Origin of the sequence: Nonomuraea sp. ZG12, from assembly GCF_052068115.1 — a bacterium.
In the GTDB taxonomy this organism is placed as follows: Bacteria; Actinomycetota; Actinomycetes; order Streptosporangiales; family Streptosporangiaceae; genus Nonomuraea.
On sequence record NZ_JBQHCW010000001.1, the window covers coordinates 974,285 to 994,590 of the forward strand.

Here is a 20,306-nt window from a genome sequence, read left to right on the forward strand (position 1 = left end):
GGCGCGGGCACGCCGTGACCTGGACGGGCCCCGGCCGGGGCCCTGACCGGGAGCACTGTTCGCTTGACAGGAAGGCGCTCATGCACCTCGTTCGTTGCTCTCGTTCCTCCCGCTGGGCGGTGCGCGCCGCGGGCGGCGACCGCGCGCTGCCCGCCGGCTTCTCGCTCGGCGACGCGCTCTCCGCCGACCTCGATCACTTCCGTACGCTGCTCGAAGCGGCTTCCGAGCCGATCGACGAGGTGACGCCCGCCGCGCCCGTCGATCCCGACACCGAGGTGTGGGCGGCCGGCGTCACCTACCGGCAGTCCCGCGAGGCCAGGGTCGAGGAGAGCACCGAGCCTGACATCTACCAGCGGGTCTACGACGCCGAGCGCCCCGAGCTGTTCTTCAAGTCGATCGGTCGGCGGGTGCGCGGGCATGACGAGGCCATCGGTGTGCGGCCCGACTCCACCTGGGATGTCCCCGAGCCGGAGCTGGCCGTGGTGGTCACGGCCAGCGGCGAGATCGCCGGCTACACCGTCTGCGACGACGTCAGCTCCCGCTCCATCGAGGGGGAGAACCCGCTTTACCTCCCGCAGGCCAAGATGTTCGCCGGCGCCACCGCGCTCGGTCCCGGCATCCGCCCCGCCTGGGAGGTCCCCGACCCGTACGCCCTGGAGATCGAGATGACGATCTTCCGTGGCGGCGAGGTCACCTGGGAGGGCACGGCCGCCACCTCGCAGCTGCACCGCCGCCTCGACGACCTGGTCGGCTACCTGTTCCGGGCCGACCGTCACCCTCGGGGCGTGATCCTGTCCACCGGCACCGGCCTGGTGCCCGGCCAGGACTTCACCCTGACGCCGGGCGACCGGGTGCGGATCCGGGTCGACGAGGTCGGGACGCTCGCCAACGACGTGTTGCCCGCCATGGAGATCCGCTGACGGCTCACCGGGGCGGGTCGAAGCGGCCGTCTACGGCGGTCCAGCCGCCGTCCACGTAGAGCACCGAGCCGGTGACGAAGCCGGCGGCGTCACCGGCCAGGTAGACCACCGCGCCGGCCATCTCCTCGGCGGTGGCCCAGCGGCCCAGCGCGCTCTTGGCCGCGTACGCGTCGTACCAGGCGGGGTCGTCCTTGATCTGCTGGGTCAGGGGCGTCTCCACCACGCCCGGCGCGATCGCGTTGACCCGCACCCCGTGCGGGCCGAACTCGGCCGCCGCGGTGCGCAGCAGTTGCACGAGCCCGGCCTTCGTCGCCGAATAGACGCTCTGGCCGGGCTCGGTCACGCTGGCGCGGATGGACGCGAAGCCGATGATCGAGCCCCCGCCCCGCGCCACCATGCCCGCGCCGAAGGCCCGCAGCACCTCGAACGAGGCGCGCAGGTTGAGGTGCACGACCCGGTCGAACTCCTCGCTGGAGTAGTCCAGCAGCCGCTTGCGCACGTTGGTGGCGGCGGTGAACACCAGGACGTCGGCGGGGATCTCGTCGGCGCACGCCCGGACCGCCTCGGTGTCCAGCACGTCGAGCAGCCGCGCCGTGCCGCCGCACTGCCCGGCGGTGTCCTGTGCGGCCGCCAGGTCCTTGTCCGCGCACACCACCGAGGCGCCGTGCGCGGCCAGGGCGAGAGCCGCCTCCCTGCCGATGCCGCTCCCGGCGCCGATGACCACCGCACGCCGCCCGTCCAGGCGGAACAACCGCTCGTATGCCGTCATGGGAAGCACCTTAACGACTGGTCTGACCAGTGCACCAGGTGCCCTGGCATGCGGTTTCCCGTCGATGACGGTCAGAGGGCAGCGAGGCGGGCCAGGATCTCCCGCAGCAGGGACGGGCTGGTGGCGAAGTTGAGCCGGGCGAACGCGGCGCAGTCGACATCGGTGCCCTGGGCGAACTCCGCCCCCTCGCTGAGCTTGACCCGCGCCCTGTTGAGCACGTGCTCGGCCGGTGCGCCGGCGCCGATCGGCGTGCCGGTGAAGTCGAACCAGCTCAGATAGGTCGCCTCCGGCGAGTGATAGCGCAGGTCCCACGGCAGCGCCGCGGCCCACTCGGCGACGAGGCCCCGGTTGTGCTCCAGGGTGCGCATCAGCTCCGCGGACCAGGCGTCACCCTCGCGCCAGGCCGCCACGGTGGCGACCCGGCTCAGCGTGCTCGGCGTGCCGAAGTAGTCCAGCGGGGCCTCGGCCAGCGACCGGTGCACCCGTTCGGCCCCGACGTGCGCGACGGCGCAGCGAAGCCCGGCGATGTTGAACGCCTTGGTGGCCGAGGTGGTGGTGATCGTGCGCGCCGCGGTCTCGTCGCCCAGCGAGGCGAACGGGATGTGCCGGGCGGGCCGGAACGTCAGGTCGGCGTGGATCTCGTCCGCCAGGACCACCAGGTCCAGCTCCGCGGCCACCTCGGCGAGCAGCGCCAGCTCGGCGCCGGTGAACACCCTGCCGGTGGGGTTGTGCGGGTTGACCAGCACCAGCATCCGGCAGCCCTGGGCGCGCAGCCGGTCGGCCAGGCCGTCGCCGTCGAAGTCCCAGCCCGCCTCCCGCCACCGCATCGGCAGCGGCACGACGCGCCGCCCCGACCTGACGATGCTCGCCAGGAACGGCGGATAGGCGGGCACGTGGATCGCGACGGCGTCGCCGGGCCGGGTCGCGTGCTCGATCATCACCTGCAGGACCTGGATGAGATCGGTGAACACGCGAGTCCGTCCCGGCTCCGGCCGCCAGCCGTGCCGGGTGGCCATCCGGTCCTCGAACGCCTCGACCACCGGATCCCCGTCCGGCCAGAACGGGTACCCGAAGTCCTGCCGTTCGGTGACCCGCAGGATGCTCTCCCGCACGGCGGGCGGGACCCCGAAATCCATGTCGGCGACCCAGGAACCGAGGGTGCCGGGCGGCAGCGAGCCCCATTTGACGCCATGGCCCGCGCGCAGCCGATCGACGTCCACGCGCTGGAAGGCGGTCATGCCCTGGCCTCCGCCCCGGCCAGGATGGCGTCCCGGATGATCTCCATCTGGCCGTGGTGCTGGGCGAGTTCCTCGTACACGTGCAGCAGCGCCGCGCCCTGGGTCAGTTCGCGGTCGGGGCCCAGGAAGCCGGGTGGCGGAGTGCCGCGCAGCGGGCCGGCGGGGACGGCGGCGCGCGCGTCCTCGGCCAGGGCGGCGCGCACCGCCGCCGCCCGGTCCAGCAGCGGGCGCACCGGCCCGGAGGCGGTGAACTCCGTGTCGCGGTCGCGCGCCACCTCACGCCCCGCCACCAGGGCGCCGGCCCAGTACGAGACCACGCCGAGGCAGTGGGTGAGCAGCGCGTACGGGCTGTTCGCGCCGGGGAGCGGCGGCCGGACGTTGGCGAGCTCGTCACCGAGCCCTGCCACGATGCCGATCATGCCGTCCAGGGCCCGGCGGGTGAAATAGAGGTAGTCGTCGTCAGTGATCAATGCGAGCTCCGGGGACGAGCGGCGACCTCCCGCGAGAGCGTCACCGGCTTGACAGGTGACGCCACCATTGCGCCCGCCCGCGTCACCTGTCAAGGTGGTGACATGGGTTTCGTGTTCGTCAGCGGCGACCTCGCCCTCGACCTGGCCGGGACGCTCAAGTGGCGGCGGAGCGACCCCGAGGAGCTGCTGGCCACGCCCGCCGATCTGGCCCGGTGGACGGTCGAGGCCGGGGTTCTCAGCGAGGAGCCGCCGGTGGACGCCGCCGGGCTGCGGCGGACGGTGGCGCTGCGCGAGGTCGTCTACCGGCTGGCGCGCCACGCGATGGACGGCCGGCCCTGGCCGGAGGACGACCTGCACGAGCTCAACCGGGCGGCGGAAGGCCCGGCGCCCCGGACGACGCTCACCCCCTCGGGCATGATCCGCGCCGGCGACGTCACGGCGGTCGCCGCCGAGGTGGCCAGGGCGGCCATCGCGCTCCTGGCCGGCCTCGATCGGTCGCGCATCCGCGAGTGCGGCCACCCCGACTGCACCCGGATCTTCATCGACCGGTCCCGGGGCGGCAACCGGCAGTGGTGCGGCATGGAGGAATGCGGCAATCGCGTCAAGGCGGCCAATTACCGCTCCCGGAAGACCAGGGCCATGACCGCCGACCGATAGGCATGCGCGTGCGTGCTACGCCGTGGCGGTGTTCCGGCCTGCCAGCCAGTCGTCGCGAAGCAGCTCGTACTCCACGTCGCCCTGCTCGGAGCCCTCGATGGTCTCCGGCCAGTCCTCGAAGAAGGTACGGACATGGCGCAGGCCGCACTTGGCCATGACGCGGCGGGAGCGGGTGTTGACGGTCATCGTGCGGGCGAAGACGCGGCGGGCGCCGAGTTCGGTGAAGGCCCTGTCGATGAGGGCGAGGGACCCCTCGGTGGCGTAGCCCCGGCCCCAGACCCGCTGGTGCAGCCGATAGCCCAGCTCCAGCTCGTCGGCCGGGACGCCTTCGGGGGCCCGCAGGTGGAACCAGCCGGCGAACTCGCCGGTCGAGCGAACGATCGCGGCGAAGAAACCCGACGCGACGAACCTGGGCAGCGTCTCGCCGACGATCACCGCGCGGGGGATCGGCCGGCCGCCGTTGATCAGGCGGGTCACGGCGGGGTCGTTGTGCAGGTCGTACAGGGCGTCGGCGTCGGCGTCGGTGAAGCGACGCAGGATCAGGCGGTCGGTCTCGAGAACGGGGCGCACCGGTCGAACGGTAGCCGGTGGCCCCGCCCCGGCTCGACCTGTTTTCGCGCGAACGGCAGATGGCAGGAGCGCCGGTGAGGTGCGCTCCTGCCAAGTCCTGCCGATCCGTCAGCGCTTGACCTGGAACTCCCCGCTGAGTGGGCCCAGCGTGAGCAGGTACGTGCCCGGCTCGCCGCGCCGCACGGTGAAGCGGATCCGCGTGTCCCGGTCCGTGCCCAGCTCGACGCTCCGCCGCTGGTCCACCTCCCCGTTCACGCGCAGCACCGCGTCGTAGGAGCCGGCCCGCTCGCCGACGTTCTTGACCCTGGCCTCGATCCGCACGGATCGGCCGGGCCGGACGGCGGACGGCCTGATCTCGAGCTCGCTCACCGCGAACCTCGGCTCGGGGCCGGGGACCCGGTCGTGGAGGAAGACGTCCGAGCGCCGGTTGGTGTCGCCCTCCACGAGGTTGGCCGCGCTGCTGGAGTACGCGACGTACCGGCCGTCGCCGCTGATCGACGGCGAGTCGGACCAGCCGTCGGCCTCCACCCCCTTCGGGCCGAGGGTGATCCGCTCGGTGGTGCGGGAGTCGAGATCACGGACGAACACGTCGTACCCGGTGCCCGTGTCGCCCTCGACGAGGTCGGACGCCTCGCTGTAGAAGGCGACCGTGCGCCCGTCGGCGCTGAGGGAGGGGGCGAAGAACATGCCGTGGGCCTCGCCGCCGGCCGGAGTTGCCGACACCAGCTCGTTCACGCCGGTCTCCAGGGTGTGCGCGTACAGGTGGCCGAGTCCGACGCCGTTGCTGAAGACGACCACGCGCCCGTCCGCGCTGATCTGCGGGCCGACGGTCTGGGTCGCCGGGTGCGGCGCGGTGACCAGCTTGGTGGTCCCCGTCCGCAGCTCGCGGACGAAGACGTCGGCCACGCCGTTGGTGTCGCCCGGCACCAGGTTGGTGGCGTCGCTCTGGAAGGCGACGAAGCGGCCGTCGGCGCTGATCGTCTCCTCGCGGGAGTTGGCGTCGGCCTGCGCGCCGTCCTGCCCGACGGAGATCCGCTCGTTCTTCCCGGTCTGCCGGTCGTAGAGGAAGACGTCCGTCATGCCGTTGGTGTCTCCCGGCACCAGGTTCGTGGCGTCGCTGTTGTAGATCGCGAAGCGGCCGTCGGCGGTGAAGGCGGGCGGGTAGGAGGAGGCGTCGGCCTGGGCGCCGTCGTGCCCCACGGAGATCCGCTCGGTCCTGCCGGCCTGCCGGTCGTGCACGAAGCTGTCGGTCTGGCCGTTGGTGTCGCCGGGCACCAGGTTCGTGGAGTTGCTGTTGAAGCCGACGTACCGGCCGTCGGCGCTGACCGTCGGCGACAGGTGGAAACCGTCGCCCTGCCCGCCTTCCGACGACACCGAGACCCGCGTGGTCGTCAGGGTGCGCACGTCGGTCGCGAAGATGTCGAGCTGGCCGTTGGTGTCGCCGTCGGCGAGGTTGCCCGTTGGGCTGGCGAAGACCACCACGCCGCCGTCGTCGCTCAGCTCCGGCCACCACGCCTCGTCGTTGCCCTGCCGTCCGTCGGAGCCCAGGGAGACCCGCCCGGTGGCCGGCGGCCTCGGGAGGGACAGGTCCGCCGTCCCGTGCGCCCGCCGGCCGTCCACGCTGACGTCCACCGGGTCGGACCTGGACACGCCGGCGGCGAAGGCGCTGACCCGGTAGTCGCCCTCGGGCACGTTCTCGATCCGGTAGCGGCCGTGGCGGTCGGTCCGCGCGGTCAGCGGATCGGGCACGTCGAGCACCCTGACCGTGGCGCCGGGCACCGACGAGCCGGTCGGGCCGTAGACCACCTGGCCCGAGACCGTGCCCCAGCGGGTGCGTGCCAGCCCCGGCCGCACCTCGGCGAACCGGTCCGCCCGGACCCGCACGCCCACCGTCCGCGCGTGGTAGCCGAACCGGGACAGCTTCAGGTCGTGCTCGCCCGCGGGCAGACGCATCTCGAACCGGCCGTCCTCGTCGCTCGTGACGCTCCTGCCGTCCGCGCGGGTGACCGTCACCCCGGCGAGCGGCTCACGGTCACGCTCGTCGATCACGGTTCCCCGGACGCCGCTCGTCAGCGCCGCCTCGGTGACCGCGGCGTAGGCGTCGATCCGGCCGTGGCCGTGCCGCGGGTTCGGCAGCTCGCCGTAGCGCTCGTCGTGGAAGGAGGTGCCGATGAGGGTCTCCAGGGCCTCCTCCACGGTGAGCCCGGGGCGGGCCTGGAGCATCAGCGCGACCGTGCCGGACACGTGCGGCGTCGCCATCGAGGTGCCGTCGTAGTAGGCGTACCCGCCATCGGGCACGGTGGAGAGCACGCCGACGCCCGGCGCGGAGACGTCCGGCACGACGTAGGTCTCCGGCCAGTCGGCCGGCGCGCCGGCCCAGTCGGTGCGGTTGACCGTGCCGCCGCAGGAGAAGTCGGCCACGTCGTCGTTGACGTCGGTCGCGCCGACGGCCACGGCCTCGTACACGTTGGCCGGGCTCGACGAGGCACCAGGGGGGCAGTTGTTGCCGATGGCGAAGGAAGGGAAGGCGCCGGCGCGGACGATGTTCCTGGCCGGTTCGATGAACTCCGAGCCGTAGCCCATCCCGCCCAGCGACATGCTGATGACGTCCGCGGGCTCGCCCGCCGCGGTGCCGTCGGCGGTGTACGGCGCGAGCGCCCACTGCATGCCGGCGATCACCTGGGCCAGCGTTCCGCTGCCGCCCGGGGTGACCAGGCCGACCATCATCCTGGCGCCGGGGGCGACGCCGATCTGGGTGCCGGAGGCGTTCCCGCCGACGATCGTGCCCGCCACATGGGTGCCGTGGGTGGCGCTGTCATGCGGGCCGGACGGCACCGGCTTGCCGTCGGGGCCGAACTCGAGCCAGCCGCCCGGATGGCGGGGGTCCGACGCGTCGTCGGTGACGAGCTTGCCCGCGAGGTCGGGGTGGGTGATGTCGATGCCGCTGTCGAGCATCGCCACCAGCACGCCCTCACCGGTGAGCCCGGTCTCGGTCTGCAGCCGGTCGGCGCCGATCTTCGTCAGGCCCCAGGTGAACGGCTCGGCGGCGGCCTTCGCGCCGGTCGGCGACTTCGGCGTCTCCGGGACGGTCAGCCGGAAGTTGGGGATGATCCGCTCGACCAGGTCGAGCGCCGCCAGGTCCTCCAGCGTCGCGGGCGTGGCCCGTACCAGCACCATGTTCTTGATCCAGAAGGTGTTGACCACCTGGTCGCCGCGGGACTCGACCAGGTCGGTCACGGGGCTTTGCGCGGACTCGGCCGTGCGGGTCAGCGCCGTGCGCATCTCGGCCGGCGCGGCCTTCGTCGTGGGTGGGACCTGGTGGGGGCGCAGGATGACGGCGGCCTCGATCCGCGCGCCGGCGGCCCGCATCTGGCCGGTGAGCGCGCTGTCGATCTTCGGGTTCGCGGGCGGGTCCACGGCGGCCGCCACCGGGTTCGCGGGCGTCAGCGCGGCCAGCAGTCCGAGTGCCAGCAGCGCGGCTGGTAACAGGCGTCGCCCGAATGGCCGGCGGGGGGACAGCGGCATGACACTCCTTCGTTCAGGTGACCACAGGGGTCGATGATGCAGATGAACGCTGACATCTCCGGATATTTCCTGACAAGGTGTGTCGGGGGCGAGTTCCTGCCAGGTGGCGGATGTACGACAGGAGGCCGGGATGCTGGAAGCGATCGGGTTGAGCCGTCAGGACGAGGCCGTGTACGACGCGCTCGTCCGCCGGACGCAGGCGACGGTGTCGGAGATCGTCCACGACTGCCACTTGCCGGAGTCGGCCGCCAGGAAGACGCTGCAGTCGCTCGTCACGCTCGGCCTGGCCACCCGCTCGACCGCCCGCCCCACCCGCTACGTGGCCGTCTCGCCGGACAGCAGCCTGGAGGCGATCGTCCGCGAGCGCGAGCGCGCCCTGCACGACGTGCGCTCACACGTCCGCTCCCTGATGGACATCTACCGGGCCAACACCCGTTTCGCCCACCCCGGCGAGCTGATCGAGGTGATCTCCGGGCGCGACGAGGTCAACCACCGCTGGGTGCAGATGCAGCAGAACACCCGTGCGCAGATGCGCGGCTTCGACCGGCCGCCGTACGCCGCCCCGCAGGAGCACACCGAGCCCAACCGGACCGAGCTCAGCCTGCTCCGGCGGGGCGTGAAGTACCGGGTCATCTACGACACCAGCGTGCTGGAACTGCCCGGCTGGCTGGACGACGTCACGACCGGGATGCGGCAGGGCGAGCAGGCCAGGATCGCCGCGAACCTGCCGATGAAGCTCGCCATCTCCGATGACCGGCTGGCCATCATCCCGCTGCTGCGGGCCGGGGACGACGCGGTCGCCGCGTCGTACCTGATCCACCCGTCACCGCTGCTGGACGCGCTGCTCGCACTCTTCGAGGCGCTGTGGGAGCGCAGCGTCCCGGTCCGGCTGACCGAGCACGGCGCCGGCGGCCCGGACACGGCGGAGCCGTCGGAGGACGAGGCGAGGCTGCTGACGCTGCTGGCCTCGGGGGCGACGGACAAGGCCGCGAGCCGGGCGCTGGGGTGGAGCGAGCGGACCGTCCAGCGGCACATCACCCGGCTGATGAGGCGGCTCGGGGCGCAGACGAGGTTCCAGATCGCGATGGAGGCCACCCGGCGCGGCTGGCTGTGACGCCGGATCCCGGCCTGATGGGCTCTGCCGAAACGGTGGCCGCTCCGGACGTCAGCGCCAGCCGACCGCGTCGAGCACCGCGGCGGCCACCGCCACCGCGGGGCGATCCGCCGCCTCGACCACGACGTCCTCGACCGAGGCGGCGTCCAGGATCCGGTCGAGCTCGCCCGAGCGCTCGACGTGCCAGCGCAGGCCGGCCTCGTCGCCCTCGTGACGGCGGGTGAGCCGGCGGTGCACGGCGGGCAGGGCGACCCGGAGCCGGCAGACGGTGAGCTCGGCGGCGAGCGTCTCCTCGTAGCGCCGGCGCTCCGCGCGGCTCTCCACGACCCCCGCCAGGACCAGCCGGGAGACCCCGGCCTCCAGGTAGTTGCGGGCGACGTCGCGCAGGTTGCGCAGGGTCATCGCGGTGTTGAACGGGTCGCCCGGCGGGGACGGCCACGAGCGGCGGAGCCAGTCGAGGTCCACCACCGCGTTGGGGATCCCCGCGTCGGCGAGCAGGCCGCCGAGGGCGTCGGCCGTCGCCGTCTTGCCCGACCCCACCGTGCCGGTGATCAGCAGGGCGCGCGGCGGCTCAGAGGTGATCACACGATCATTCTGGCCCAGCGGCGCAACGCCTTTTACCTCCGGCCGCGCACCACGATGGACTGGCCACGGACGTATACGGGCTCGCCGATGCCGACCAGGTGGTAGAGCCGGTCGGCCGCCTTCATCGGCAGGCGGACGCAGCCGTGCGACGCCGGCCACAGCGGCACCTTGGTCGAGCCGTGCATCGCCACCCCGCCGACGAAGTACAGCGAGTTGTACATCGAGCCGAGCGGCCCGGTCGTCCAGCCGGGAGCCCGCGTGGTGACACGGAAGTCGCCCACCGGGGTCGTCGCCGTCCGGCAGTAGCCGCCGTTGCAGAAGCGCACGCCGGCGCCGCTGGACATGTGGGTGATCAGCACCGGGCGGCGGCTCCGGTAGACGATGAGCATCTGCCGGCGCAGGTCGATCTCGACCCGGTCGCCGGCACCCCTCGGCACCAGGGGCCGTGGTCTGCGCGGATGCTCCAGCGCCCGCCACACGGCGTGGTCGACCTTCGCGCGCGGGCGGATGCCGTGGAGCTTCTGGAACCCCCAGACGGCGGCCGTGGTCTGGTCGTCGTACACGCCACTCACCCGGCCCCAGAGATAGCCCTCCTCGCGCAGCAGCCGCTGAAGCCGCTTGACGCTGTCGCCACGGTCGCCGGGGCGCAGGACGATCTCCAGCGGCGTGGTGTCGGCGACGGCGATGCCTGGAACGACCGGGAGCCCCAGGCAGAGGGCGAGAATCAAAGGTCGGTGAACGTTGATCACAAGCGGTTCGTTACCCGAATCACCAAATGGCCACCCCATGAAAACTGATTTTTCCGCCAAGGCCCGTGTGGCGACTTTGTCGGGTGAAATTGGGTCATAGGGCATATGTTCAATCGGTGGCCGCCGGAAATGGCGAGACTTTGAGTGCACATTACATTTATGCAAGATAAAGCGGATGATCGACAGGGGTATGTCTGGCGCAGTGGCGAGGCGTTCGAGTCGGCGCCCGCTTCCAGGTCGATAAACCCATGAACGGAACGATCGCCCATGAAGAATGAAAGTCGAGTGCATCGCGCGCTCTTCTCCAAGCGAGCCGTCACCCTCGCACTCGCGACGGCGGCGGCGAGCGTCATGCTCCTCCCGGCCGCGCAGTCGGCCAGCGCCGGCGAGCTGCGGGTGGCCGGCGCGGCCGTCCAGATGACCACGCTCGGCGAGAAGCCGACCGTGGGCTGCAAGCACCGCGGTTGCGGTCACCGCTGGTGGGGGTGCCGTCACCACCACTGCCACCACCACGGTCATCACCATGGCCACCACCATGGCCACAAGCACGACGACCACCACAACAGGGGGCCCCAGGGGCCGGTGGGTCCGCCCGGACCGCAGGGTCCTGCAGGTCCGACCGTGGAAGTCCCCGATGACGATAAGGACCACGAGGACGACGGGGATCACAAGGACGACAGGGATCACAAGGACCACAAGGACCACAAGGACCACAAGGACCACGGGGTCCACAGGGGCCACAAGGACCACAAGGGCGACGACAAGAATCGGTGGTGGGCGGGCGACCGCGAGCACGACACGTGGTGGGCCGACGAAGATGGCGGTCGTGGCTGGCCTGAGCGCCGCGGTGACGACGACGAGTACTGAGCCAGGTCGAGAGGCCGGCTGGCGATAAATCTCAAGGCGAATGCCGCATCCGTCCGCGGGTGCGGCATTTAGCCGATTGTAGAGGGATATATCCGATAAATGTTGACGGCTGCTTTTCGCTGTGCCTAAACTCATCATGGAATGAATTCCATGGAGGTGGGTCATGCGCAGGACTCCGGCCGCCGTCGGCAGCGCGTTGTTCTTCGCCGCCGCTCCCGGGACCGTCGCGGTCCTGATCCCCTGGTGGATCACCGGCTGGCAGCCTCGCGCGCCGTTTCCTGTGGCGCTGATGCTCCCGATCCGGCTGGTGGGAGCGCTGCTGATCCTCGCCGGGGCCGTGGTCCTGGTGCACGCGTTCGTCCGGTTCGTGGTCGAGGGCTTCGGCACCCCGGTTCCGGTGGCTCCGCCGGAGCGGCTGGTCGTCGGTGGTTTCTACCGGTACGTACGCAATCCCATGTACGTGGCGATCTTTTCGATGATCATCGGCCAGGCCATGCTGCTCGGCCGGTCCGAACTCCTCGGGTACGCCGCGGTGGTCGCCGTCGTGGTGACGGCCTTCGTCCGCTGGCGCGAGGAGCCGCTGCTGCGTCGCAGGTTCGGCGCCGAGTACGACGCCTACCGGGCGGCCGTGCCTGGCTGGCTCCCGCGCCTGCGCCCCCACGACCCCTGACCCCGCGCCTGCGCCTATCGCGCCTGCCCATCGCGCCTGCCTGAGCCCGCGACTCCCTGAGCTCGCGCACTCCGGCCCCGCATGCTCCCTGCTCTGAAGAAACTGGAGCCCCATGTCCTCGGGGGTTTGACGACAAGTCACTATATGTGGTCAGCTCGTAACTTCTGTTGCTGATGGGTTGATTTACACCGCTTCGGGGGAACTTCTTCATGCCTTTCAGGCACGCCCTCGTACGCGTGCTCACGTCCGCGTCGCTGGCAGCCGTCGTCCTGGCACCGCTGCCCTCCACCGCCGCCGCCCGTACGACCGCTGATGCCCGTACGGCAGGCGAAGCGCGTACGACCGGCGAGGCACGGGCGACCGGCGAAGCGCGTACGGTCAGGGACGCGCGTGCGACCGCCGTCGACGTCAAGCCGGTGCCTCCGGTGCCCCAGCCGGGCCCCGCGCAGGTCGACGTCCCGATGGAGCCGTCGTCGGCCACCGTCGCGGCCGGGGACGATGACCGCCGGGTCGGACCCGAGGCGCCCGAGGTGACCACGCCCGCGGGCCCCGCGCTGGTCCAGCGGATCGAGGCCGAGGCGAGCGAGCGGGCAGGCGGGCCGGACCCGGACCCGCGAGCCGTGCTGCCGGACACCTCCCAGGCCGCCCCGCTCAAGCTGAGCACCCCGCTGGCGGGGCTGTTCAACCAAGTCCGGCTGCCGGCCGGCCCGCTGACCTACCGCCTGTGCGTGGAGAGCGCCGAGGTGCCCGTCTCCTGCTCGGGAGGTCAGCCGCTGATCAAGCCGGTCGCCGCCGACGTCACCGGCGACGGCGTCGCCGACCTCGCGGCCAGGCTGCTGCCCGCGACCGACCGGCAGAAGATCGCCGGGCTCGACTTCGCGGTCAAGCGCCTCCCCGGCCGTCCCGAACTCCAGGCGCGCGTATGGGCGGAGTACGACGAGCGTTTCTCGGTCGGCTTCGACGGCATGCGCGAGGGCTCGGCGCTGTCCGCCTCGGACCGGGGCACGTTCACCCTCGATCTGGCGGGCAAGCGGGTCAAGGCCGACGTCGAGCGCACCGAGCCCGGCGCGTCCGCCGCCGTCGTGGCGGGGCTGACCGGGCGCACCCTGGTGAGCCTGCGGCAGACGCCCGCCACCGAGACCCTCACGATCGACGCCACCCTCGACGCGACCAGGCTGGATCTCACCGCCTCGGCGCCCGCGCGGCTGGACGCGCTGGTGGTGACCGGCGACCGGCTGACCAGGGCGGTGCTGGACCGCATGCCCACACGCGCGCGGGTGACGATGGAACGCGGGGACGGCGACACCGAGATCCGCCTGACCGCTGCCGCCGCCATCGGCCAGGCCGAGGTGCACGACCAGTCCTACGCCGACGGGCGGCTGTCCAAGCTGGCGAGCGTGACGCTGGAGGACGTGCCGCCCGCCTTCACCGCCAGGTACGGCTCCTCCGGCGGGAAGCAGACGCTGGCCCTCGACACCCGGCTGCACCGAGCGGGCACGGTCCGGGCCCTCTACTTCGACCGGGCGGCGGCCAGGACCGTGCTGCGGGCCGAGCTGAGCGGCCTGCCCGCCCGGCTGCGCCTGACGAGCGACCCGGCGCAGCACCGGGTGCGGCACTCGACCAGCTCGCCCGTCGGCCGGTTCGCGATGGTGGCGCAGCGCGGCGAGGGCGCGATCTCCACCCCGCGCGGCGGCCACGTCACCATGATCAAGAACGGGTCCGCCGTCGGCGTCTCGGTGCTGCTGTCCGGACTGTCCGGCTTCGACGTCACGTACGGCGCCGAACCGCACGCCCGCCTGACCGCAGCCGCGAGCGGCCGGTCCTTCGTCGGCGCCGCCAGCATCGACGGCACCCACCTGGCCAGGCTGGAGATCTCCAACACGCCCGCCCGGGTCGACGTGACGCTCGACCCCGCCGCCAGGAAGGCCGTCTACCGGGCCAGCGGCGACATCGGCCAGTTGCAGGCCGCCTACGCCAACACCCGCCAGGGCCCCACGATCGAGACCACCGTCCGCGGCGTGCGGGGCGACGTCAGCGCCTCGTGGGCGCTGGGAGAGCGGTCGACGGTCGCGTTCACCAGCTCCTCCCCGTTGCCGAAGGTCCAGATCTACGCGAACAGGAAGTACGTCACCGCGCCCGGCGGCGAGGACGTCCAGGCCACCATGGACGGCGTCGGCAAGCGCGCCGAGCTGGTGGCGGACACCGCGGCCAGGACGCTGACCTGGACCGCGGACGCCCCCGTCCGGTCGGTGACCGCACTCGCCCGCGTCAAGCTGCAGGGCCGCGAGGTCAGGGCCGCCGCCCGGGTCACCGGCGTGCCCGCCAGGTTCGACGCCTCCTGGAACCCGGGCGACTACCACTTCCGCGGCCTGTCGGGCCCGGTCGGCACGGCGGCGCTGGCCTTCACCAACCACGATGGCGCCAAGGCGCCGGTGGGCCCCCATCTCGCGGCCCACTACGACGAGGCCACCGGGGACCTGGACGCCAGCGTGCGGATCAAGGGCCTGTCGACGGTCCGGCTCAGCCCCGCGGGCGACGGGTTCACCGCCGACTTCCGCGCGGCCGGGCAGCGCGTCGCGATCGACGCCGACGTCACCCGGGGCGATCTGCGCTTCGGCATGCTCGGCACACTCGGGCCGATCCTGGAGAAGGGCAGCCGCCTCACCGTCACGGCCGCCGGCTCGACTCTCAGCTACGCGGGCACCCGCCTCGACGTACGGGCCCGCGCCTGGCTCGGCAAGGCGGGCGCGCTGCGGCGGATGCCCGCGGCCCCCGTGGTGGAGGGCGGGCTCTCGCTGGTGGACGGCGGCTGCGCGGCGGGATCGCAGGGATGCGCGCCCGGTCCGTTCTGCACGGCCAGAGGCTGCTACGGGATCCAGGGATACCTCGACGTGACCGGGTTGCCGGAGCGGGTCACGGTCGACCTGGCGGCCAGGACGTTCACCTTCGACGGCTACCGGCCGGGCAGCCGGGGCCTCGGCGTCTACCTGGCCAGCACCGTCCTGGCCCCGGTGCCGATCAAGGCCACCGCCAGGCTCACCGGCCTGCCCTTGAAGATCACCCGGATGTCGCTCGGCCCGTTCGAGGTGACCGGGGGCGATACCGTGCGCGCCTTCTACCGCATCGAACCGGCGGCCACGCTCGGCTCCCTGTCCGTGCACGCCCAGGCGGGCGACCTGCGCGGGCGGCTCACGGTCGAGCCGGTGCCCGCCGTGGTCGCCGTACACGGAAGCTACGGCGCGAAGACCCGCGTCCGCGTGCAGAACTCCGCGGCCGTCGACCGGCTCACCGCGAAGGTCACCCTGCCCGGGGCGGGCACCGGCGAACTGCGGCTGAAGGACGTGCCGGCCACCTTCGGCGTGGACGCCGACGCGGCCGGCGGCGGGGTGCGCGTGCCCGCGCTCACCTACAAGGCCGTGGGAGGCGTGAGCACGCTGGACGGCTACCTGGGCGTGGAAGGCGGCCTCGTGGACCGGTCGGGCAGGCTCGGGGCCGTGTCGGTCGCCGTGACCGACCTGGCCGCGGACACCACCGTCAGGCTGAAGCCCGACCTGTCGCTCGACCTGGTGTCGAAGCCGGTGCCCACCGGGCGCATCGAGCTGCACGCCGGGCTGACCGTCGACCCGGTCGCGCGCCAGCCGATCACGCTGTCCAAGGAGGTGCCCAACACCAAGGGATTCCTCTCCTATCACGTGGGCGGCGCCTTCGCGCTCGGCAAGAGCACGATCGAGGATCTGTCACTGTCGGTGCGGCGGGTGTCCTGGCTCAAGATCCGGCCGGGCCGGATCCCGTTCGGCCTGAAGGGGCCGCGCGTGGCCGGCTACCTGACGCCCGGCTTCGAGGGGGACTACGCCCGGCTCGACATCGGCGCGGAGGGCGTGAAGCTGCGCCCCGACGTCACCCTCGGCCTCAAGCTGACCAAGGACGTCGGCGGCGACGTGTTCAGTGAGTCGGTGCGGATCGGCCCCACCACCTCGCTCGCCCTGCGCCGCTACGACCAGCGGATGCGGCGCATCGGCGCCAAGCACGAGGTCAGCGCGGCCGGGGTACGGCTGGCCTGCCTGGCGGTCAACGCCAAGCCGGGCTTCGCCGGGAAGGGCAAGGCGAACTCGATCACCCTGCGCGGCTCCGGCGGCCCGCAGATGGTCTCGCTGCTCGACGCGGGCGGCCGGGTGCCGGACTACGCCGTCGACCTGCTGACGCACTTCATGTCGCCGTTCCCCGGGGCGGACTGGAAGGTCGCGGGGGCGCGGGCGGGCGGGTGCGACGAACCGGCCTGACCATCACCGGAAGGGCTCGCCCAGCCGGACCAGGCGCCGCCCGTCCTGTTCGAGCACCTCCCGAACCGTCCACAGCCGCTCGGCGACGACGGTGCCGTCCATGGTCATGTAACCGCCGACCCGGACCAGGGGACGCCCGCCGTCGTTGCGGATCAGCTGCGCCCGCGTCTCGGTGTCGTCGCCGAAGTCCAGGAGGAAGTCGTCGTCATAGGCGGGGGCGTCCAGGACCATGCCGGGGGAGAGGTGGGTGCTGGTCGTCTGCACCAGATACGCGTCCATACCGCCCACTACCCGAAATCCGCGCGATACTGCCTTCGAGGGGGTGGGATGGCACCGACGCCAGCCAATACGGTGAAATATCACCATCCTCTACTGGCTGGAGTTATCAGTGCCTCTGTTCGACCTGCCGCTTGAGCAGCTTCGCGACTACCGCCCCGAGCGCGACGAGCCCGCCGACTTCGACGACTTCTGGTCCCGTACGCTCATCGAAGCGCGAGAGTTCCCCCTGGACGCGACCTTCACTCCGTACGAGGCTCCGTACACCAACGTCGAGGTGTACGACGTCTCCTTCGCCGGGTGGGGCGGGCATCGGATCAACGGCTGGTTCCTGACGCCGAGCGGCGCGGAGGGGCCGCTGCCCTGCGTCATGCACTACATCGGCTACAGCGGCGGGCGCGGGTTCCCGCACGACCACCTCATCTGGCCGGCGGCCGGTCACGCCGTGTTCGTCATGGAGACGCGCGGCCACGGCGGCGCCAACACGCAGAGCCCCGGCGCGACCGGCGACCCCCACGGCAACGACTCCCCGCAGGCGCCGGGCATGATGACCCGCGGCATCCTGGACCCCGACGACTACTACTACCGGCGGGTCTTCACCGACGCCGTGCGGGCCGTCGAGGCCGCCGCCGGGCACCCCGCCGTGGACGCGGAGCGCATCATCGTCTCCGGCGGCAGCCAGGGCGGTGGCATCGCCCAGGCGACCGCCGTGCTGCACCCCGGTGTGCGGGCCGCGCTCATCGACGTGCCGTTCCTGACGCACTTCCGGCGGGCCCTGGAGATCACCGACAAGGACCCGTACCAGGAGCTCGTCCGGTTCCTGGCGACCCGCAGGGACGCCGCCGACCAGGTCTTCACCACGTTGTCGTATTTCGACGGCGTCAACTTCGCCGCCCGGGGCCGGGTGCCCGCGCTGTACTCGGTGGCGCTGATGGACTTCATCTGCCCGCCCTCCACGGTCTTCGCCGCCTACAACCACTGGCAGGGAGCCAAGGAGATCACGATCTGGCCGTGGAACGGCCATGAGGGCGGGAGCGGCTACCAGCGTGAGGAGCAGCTGCGTTACCTGCACAAGCTGCTCGCGGCCGGCTGACCGCAGCCTGGCCGGCCGCCGGTCCGGTGCGGAGCCGGGCACCGGACCGGCGCTGGCGGGTCAGGCCGGGCGTTCGGTGACCAGGAAGGAGACGGCGCCCTGGTCGTCGGCGCCCGCGTCGAGGGACTTGTCGTCCAGCACCGTCGCGGCCACCGGGTCGAGGTAGACGCGGGCGCCTTCCGCCTCCACGACCTCGTCGGCCGGCTCGGGAGCCGTGGCCAGCGAGAGAGTCAGCGAATTGGCGCCCTCCCCCTGGGACGAGATGCGGATGCCACTCTGCGTCGGCTCGGGCGCCGCCGCGGTCAGGTCTCGGATGGCCTGTGCTGCGTTGGCTGTCAGGGTGAGCACTAGGGCTCCTCCTCGCGTTCGACGTACATGAATTGCCTGCCATTCCCCTGTCTGCCGAGCCCAACCGTCCGCCGCGAAATTCTTTGCCGATCCGTCGGCGGTCACCGGCGTGGCACGGCGGGCATAGGCGTACCGGTTGTGATTACTGTACGTGACTGACCTGCCGCTGATGGTAGGCAAGCTTATTCGGGGGACAGTCATGACAATTCAGCGTTCGTATCTCCTTCCGCTCGCGCTCGCCGTGGCCACGGCGACGGCGGGCTGCGGCCAGGCCACCACCGGGGCCGGGATGGCGCCGGCCGCGTCGCCGCAGGGCTCGGCGGCAAGTCAGGTCGCGCCGTCCGACCAGGACAGGATCTGGATGAAGAAGATCCACCGGGACTACCTGGCCGAGAAGCTGGCGGGCGGCCTGGCCGAGCGCAAGGGCGCCACCGCCGCCGTCAGGGAGCTGGGCGCGAAGCTGGTCACCGCGCACACCGAGCTCGACGCCGAGCTCACCCAGGCCGCGGCCCGGCTGGGGGTCGAGCTGCCGGCCGCGCCGTCGGGGGACCAGGAGAAGGCCGGCAAGGCGCTGGAGGAGGTCTCGGGGAAGGACTTCGACAAGGCGTTCCTCACCGCGATGCGCAAGCGGCACGCGACCGCGATGGGTCAGACGCGGGCGGAGATCAAGAAGGGGAGTTCGCCCGAGGTGAAGGCGATGGCCAAGAGCGCGCTCCAGGTCATGCGACACCATTCACTCCTGACCAAGAAGGCGCTGGAGGAGAGCTGACGTCGCTTTTGTAGGAATTTTGGTGAAATGCCGATAAAGGGCAAAGTCCGAACAATGGGTGTGCGCTTGTGGATGTCTGGGGTATTCGTCCGTCTTGAGCCACCTGTCGGCAGGTGAATCGGCCGGCGGGGACAACGATTCGGGGGATCGTCGTGTCTACGCAAACAGAGATCCGCAGCCTGCTCGACTGTCGTGTCGTGGGCTCGGACGGCCAGCAGATCGGCAAGGTCGGACAGGTATACCTCAGCGACCGCACGGGCGAACCCGAGTGGGTGACGGTGAAGACCGGGTTCTTCGGCACGAAGGAGAGCTTCGTGCCGCTGACCGGCGCACACCGCAGCTCGGGCATGCTCCGCGTGCCCTTCGACAAGGAGAAGATCAAGGGCGCGCCCGCCATCGACGACTCGGACGACCGCCTGACCCTGGAGGAAGAGGCCGGCCTCTACCGCTACTACGGCATGCAGCCGTCGAGCGTCCCGCCCCAGCGCCAGGAGGGCCAGGGGAGAGGCCCGGCCACCGGGACGGCGCGACCGGAGACGGCGCGACCGGAGACGGCGCGACCGGAGACGGCGCGACCGGAGGCAGGGCGACCGGAGGCAGGGCGGCAGGACGCGGGACGGCAGGAGATGGGACGGCCGGAGGCGCCGCGGCCCGAGGCGCCCCGGCCGGGTCCGGGAACCGGAGCCGCCGCCGGTACGGGCGCCGCCGCAGGGATGACCGGTGCCACCGGCCGGGAGCCCGGAGAGGCACGCGACCGCGACGACGACATCGACATGATCCGCTCGGAAGAGCACATGCGCGTCGGGAAGGAGAGAAGGGAGTCCGGGCACGTACGGCTGCGTAAGTACGTCGAGAGCGAGAACGTCGAGGAGACCATCCCGCTCGAGCGCGACGAGGTGGTGATCGAGCGCGAGCCCATCGTCGGCGGCCAGCCGGTTCACGGACACGAGTTCGGCGAAGAGGAAGAGGAGACGTTCACCCTGTACGAGGAGCGCCCTGTCGTCGGCACCGAGAGCACGCCCGTCGAGCGGGTGCGGATGCGCAAGGAGAGGGTCAGCAGGGACGAGACGGTGCACGGGAAAGTCCGCAAGGAGCGGTTCGAGGTCGACCAGGACGGCGAGACGCTGGACGAGGGCGACCAGTCGGAGCGCGACCGGCCTCTGCGCGACCAGCCTCGCCGCGACGAGCGTCGCCGCGACCGCTGACGGCCGGCGCGAACCGCGCGGCTCGCGCGGCGGGAGCGCGGCACCCGCCCCACCGGGTGTCAAGGATGTGCATCCGCGCTCCCGCTGCTCGGTGCGCCGGGATATTTCCTGGAAATTTGACTATCACCAATTGTCCCATCAATAAGGATGTTTCTCCTTTGTCAAAAAAAGTCAATTTCCTTGTCAAAGACATGATGCTTA

18 protein-coding genes are annotated in these 20,306 nt (G+C 71.8%); 9 read left to right on the forward strand and 9 right to left on the reverse strand.

Annotated elements, in window-relative coordinates; all coding sequences use genetic code 11:
• Positions 1 to 80: 80 nt before the first annotated feature.
• On the forward strand, positions 81 to 920 hold the full coding sequence (locus ACTMTF_RS04570; protein WP_441109363.1) for a fumarylacetoacetate hydrolase family protein: 840 nt from the start codon (positions 81 to 83) through the stop codon (positions 918 to 920).
• Between the two features lie 4 nt (positions 921 to 924).
• On the opposite strand, the gene ACTMTF_RS04575 is transcribed toward ACTMTF_RS04570, so the two are convergent.
• From ACTMTF_RS04575 to ACTMTF_RS04585, 3 genes are all read right to left on the reverse strand, one after another.
• Positions 925 to 1,689: an SDR family NAD(P)-dependent oxidoreductase gene (locus ACTMTF_RS04575; RefSeq protein WP_396999850.1), complete on the reverse strand. Its 765-nt coding sequence runs from the start codon at positions 1,687 to 1,689 to the stop codon at positions 925 to 927.
• A 71-nt stretch (positions 1,690 to 1,760) separates the two neighbouring features.
• Entirely contained in the window at positions 1,761 to 2,927 is a 1,167-nt protein-coding gene (locus tag ACTMTF_RS04580) for a MalY/PatB family protein (RefSeq protein ID WP_441109364.1), read from the reverse strand.
• Positions 2,924 to 3,397: a mycothiol transferase gene (locus ACTMTF_RS04585; protein WP_441109365.1), complete on the reverse strand. Its 474-nt coding sequence runs from the start codon at positions 3,395 to 3,397 to the stop codon at positions 2,924 to 2,926. Before ACTMTF_RS04585 ends, ACTMTF_RS04580 begins: the two co-directional genes overlap by 4 nt.
• 102 nt (positions 3,398 to 3,499) lie before the next feature.
• On the opposite strand from ACTMTF_RS04585, the gene ACTMTF_RS04590 reads away from it, so the two are divergent.
• On the forward strand, positions 3,500 to 4,054 hold the full coding sequence (locus tag ACTMTF_RS04590; RefSeq protein ID WP_441109366.1) for a CGNR zinc finger domain-containing protein: 555 nt from the start codon (positions 3,500 to 3,502) through the stop codon (positions 4,052 to 4,054).
• Between the two features lie 15 nt (positions 4,055 to 4,069).
• On the opposite strand, the gene ACTMTF_RS04595 is transcribed toward ACTMTF_RS04590, so the two are convergent.
• A complete protein-coding gene (locus ACTMTF_RS04595; RefSeq protein WP_441109367.1) occupies positions 4,070 to 4,624 on the reverse strand; it encodes a GNAT family N-acetyltransferase in 555 nt (184 codons plus the stop codon).
• A gap of 108 nt (positions 4,625 to 4,732) precedes the next feature.
• The gene (locus tag ACTMTF_RS04600) at positions 4,733 to 8,149 is read right to left on the reverse strand and encodes a S8 family serine peptidase (RefSeq protein WP_441109368.1); all 3,417 of its coding nucleotides are present in this window, start codon (positions 8,147 to 8,149) and stop codon (positions 4,733 to 4,735) included.
• Positions 8,150 to 8,279: 130 nt separating this feature from the next.
• On the opposite strand from ACTMTF_RS04600, the gene ACTMTF_RS04605 reads away from it, so the two are divergent.
• A complete protein-coding gene (locus ACTMTF_RS04605; protein WP_396999838.1) occupies positions 8,280 to 9,263 on the forward strand; it encodes a helix-turn-helix transcriptional regulator in 984 nt (327 codons plus the stop codon).
• 51 nt (positions 9,264 to 9,314) lie between these two features.
• Here the strand turns inward: ACTMTF_RS04605 and ACTMTF_RS04610 are convergent, their stop codons facing one another.
• Together ACTMTF_RS04610 and ACTMTF_RS04615 are read right to left on the reverse strand one after the other, a co-directional pair.
• A complete protein-coding gene (locus ACTMTF_RS04610; protein ID WP_441109369.1) occupies positions 9,315 to 9,848 on the reverse strand; it encodes an adenylyl-sulfate kinase in 534 nt (177 codons plus the stop codon).
• A gap of 32 nt (positions 9,849 to 9,880) precedes the next feature.
• Positions 9,881 to 10,576 carry a L,D-transpeptidase family protein gene (locus tag ACTMTF_RS04615; RefSeq protein ID WP_441109370.1) on the reverse strand — a complete coding sequence of 232 codons (696 nt, stop codon included), beginning with the start codon at positions 10,574 to 10,576 and terminating at the stop codon, positions 9,881 to 9,883.
• A gap of 288 nt (positions 10,577 to 10,864) precedes the next feature.
• Between ACTMTF_RS04615 and ACTMTF_RS04620 the strand changes: the two genes are divergently transcribed.
• The 3 genes from ACTMTF_RS04620 to ACTMTF_RS04630 all read left to right on the forward strand — a co-directional run bounded on the left by ACTMTF_RS04620 (position 10,865) and on the right by ACTMTF_RS04630 (position 16,414).
• Positions 10,865 to 11,464 (forward strand): hypothetical protein, encoded by a 600-nt coding sequence (locus tag ACTMTF_RS04620; RefSeq protein ID WP_441109371.1) that lies wholly within the window; start codon positions 10,865 to 10,867, stop codon positions 11,462 to 11,464.
• 163 nt (positions 11,465 to 11,627) lie between these two features.
• On the forward strand, positions 11,628 to 12,134 hold the full coding sequence (locus ACTMTF_RS04625) for a methyltransferase family protein (protein ID WP_441109372.1): 507 nt from the start codon (positions 11,628 to 11,630) through the stop codon (positions 12,132 to 12,134).
• 209 nt (positions 12,135 to 12,343) lie between these two features.
• Positions 12,344 to 16,414: a hypothetical protein gene (locus ACTMTF_RS04630; protein WP_441109373.1), complete on the forward strand. Its 4,071-nt coding sequence runs from the start codon at positions 12,344 to 12,346 to the stop codon at positions 16,412 to 16,414.
• A 3-nt stretch (positions 16,415 to 16,417) separates the two neighbouring features.
• On the opposite strand, the gene ACTMTF_RS04635 is transcribed toward ACTMTF_RS04630, so the two are convergent.
• On the reverse strand, positions 16,418 to 16,693 hold the full coding sequence (locus ACTMTF_RS04635) for a hypothetical protein (protein WP_441109374.1): 276 nt from the start codon (positions 16,691 to 16,693) through the stop codon (positions 16,418 to 16,420).
• Positions 16,694 to 16,802: 109 nt separating this feature from the next.
• Between ACTMTF_RS04635 and ACTMTF_RS04640 the strand changes: the two genes are divergently transcribed.
• Positions 16,803 to 17,783 (forward strand): acetylxylan esterase, encoded by a 981-nt coding sequence (locus tag ACTMTF_RS04640; RefSeq protein ID WP_441109375.1) that lies wholly within the window; start codon positions 16,803 to 16,805, stop codon positions 17,781 to 17,783.
• A gap of 60 nt (positions 17,784 to 17,843) precedes the next feature.
• On the opposite strand, the gene ACTMTF_RS04645 is transcribed toward ACTMTF_RS04640, so the two are convergent.
• The gene (locus tag ACTMTF_RS04645) at positions 17,844 to 18,131 is read right to left on the reverse strand and encodes a HesB/IscA family protein (protein ID WP_396999816.1); all 288 of its coding nucleotides are present in this window, start codon (positions 18,129 to 18,131) and stop codon (positions 17,844 to 17,846) included.
• Positions 18,132 to 18,330: 199 nt separating this feature from the next.
• On the opposite strand from ACTMTF_RS04645, the gene ACTMTF_RS04650 reads away from it, so the two are divergent.
• Together ACTMTF_RS04650 and ACTMTF_RS04655 are read left to right on the forward strand one after the other, a co-directional pair.
• Entirely contained in the window at positions 18,331 to 18,900 is a 570-nt protein-coding gene (locus ACTMTF_RS04650) for a DUF4142 domain-containing protein (protein ID WP_441109376.1), read from the forward strand.
• A gap of 152 nt (positions 18,901 to 19,052) precedes the next feature.
• Positions 19,053 to 20,105 (forward strand): DUF2382 domain-containing protein, encoded by a 1,053-nt coding sequence (locus ACTMTF_RS04655; RefSeq protein WP_441109377.1) that lies wholly within the window; start codon positions 19,053 to 19,055, stop codon positions 20,103 to 20,105.
• Positions 20,106 to 20,306: the final 201 nt, after the last annotated feature.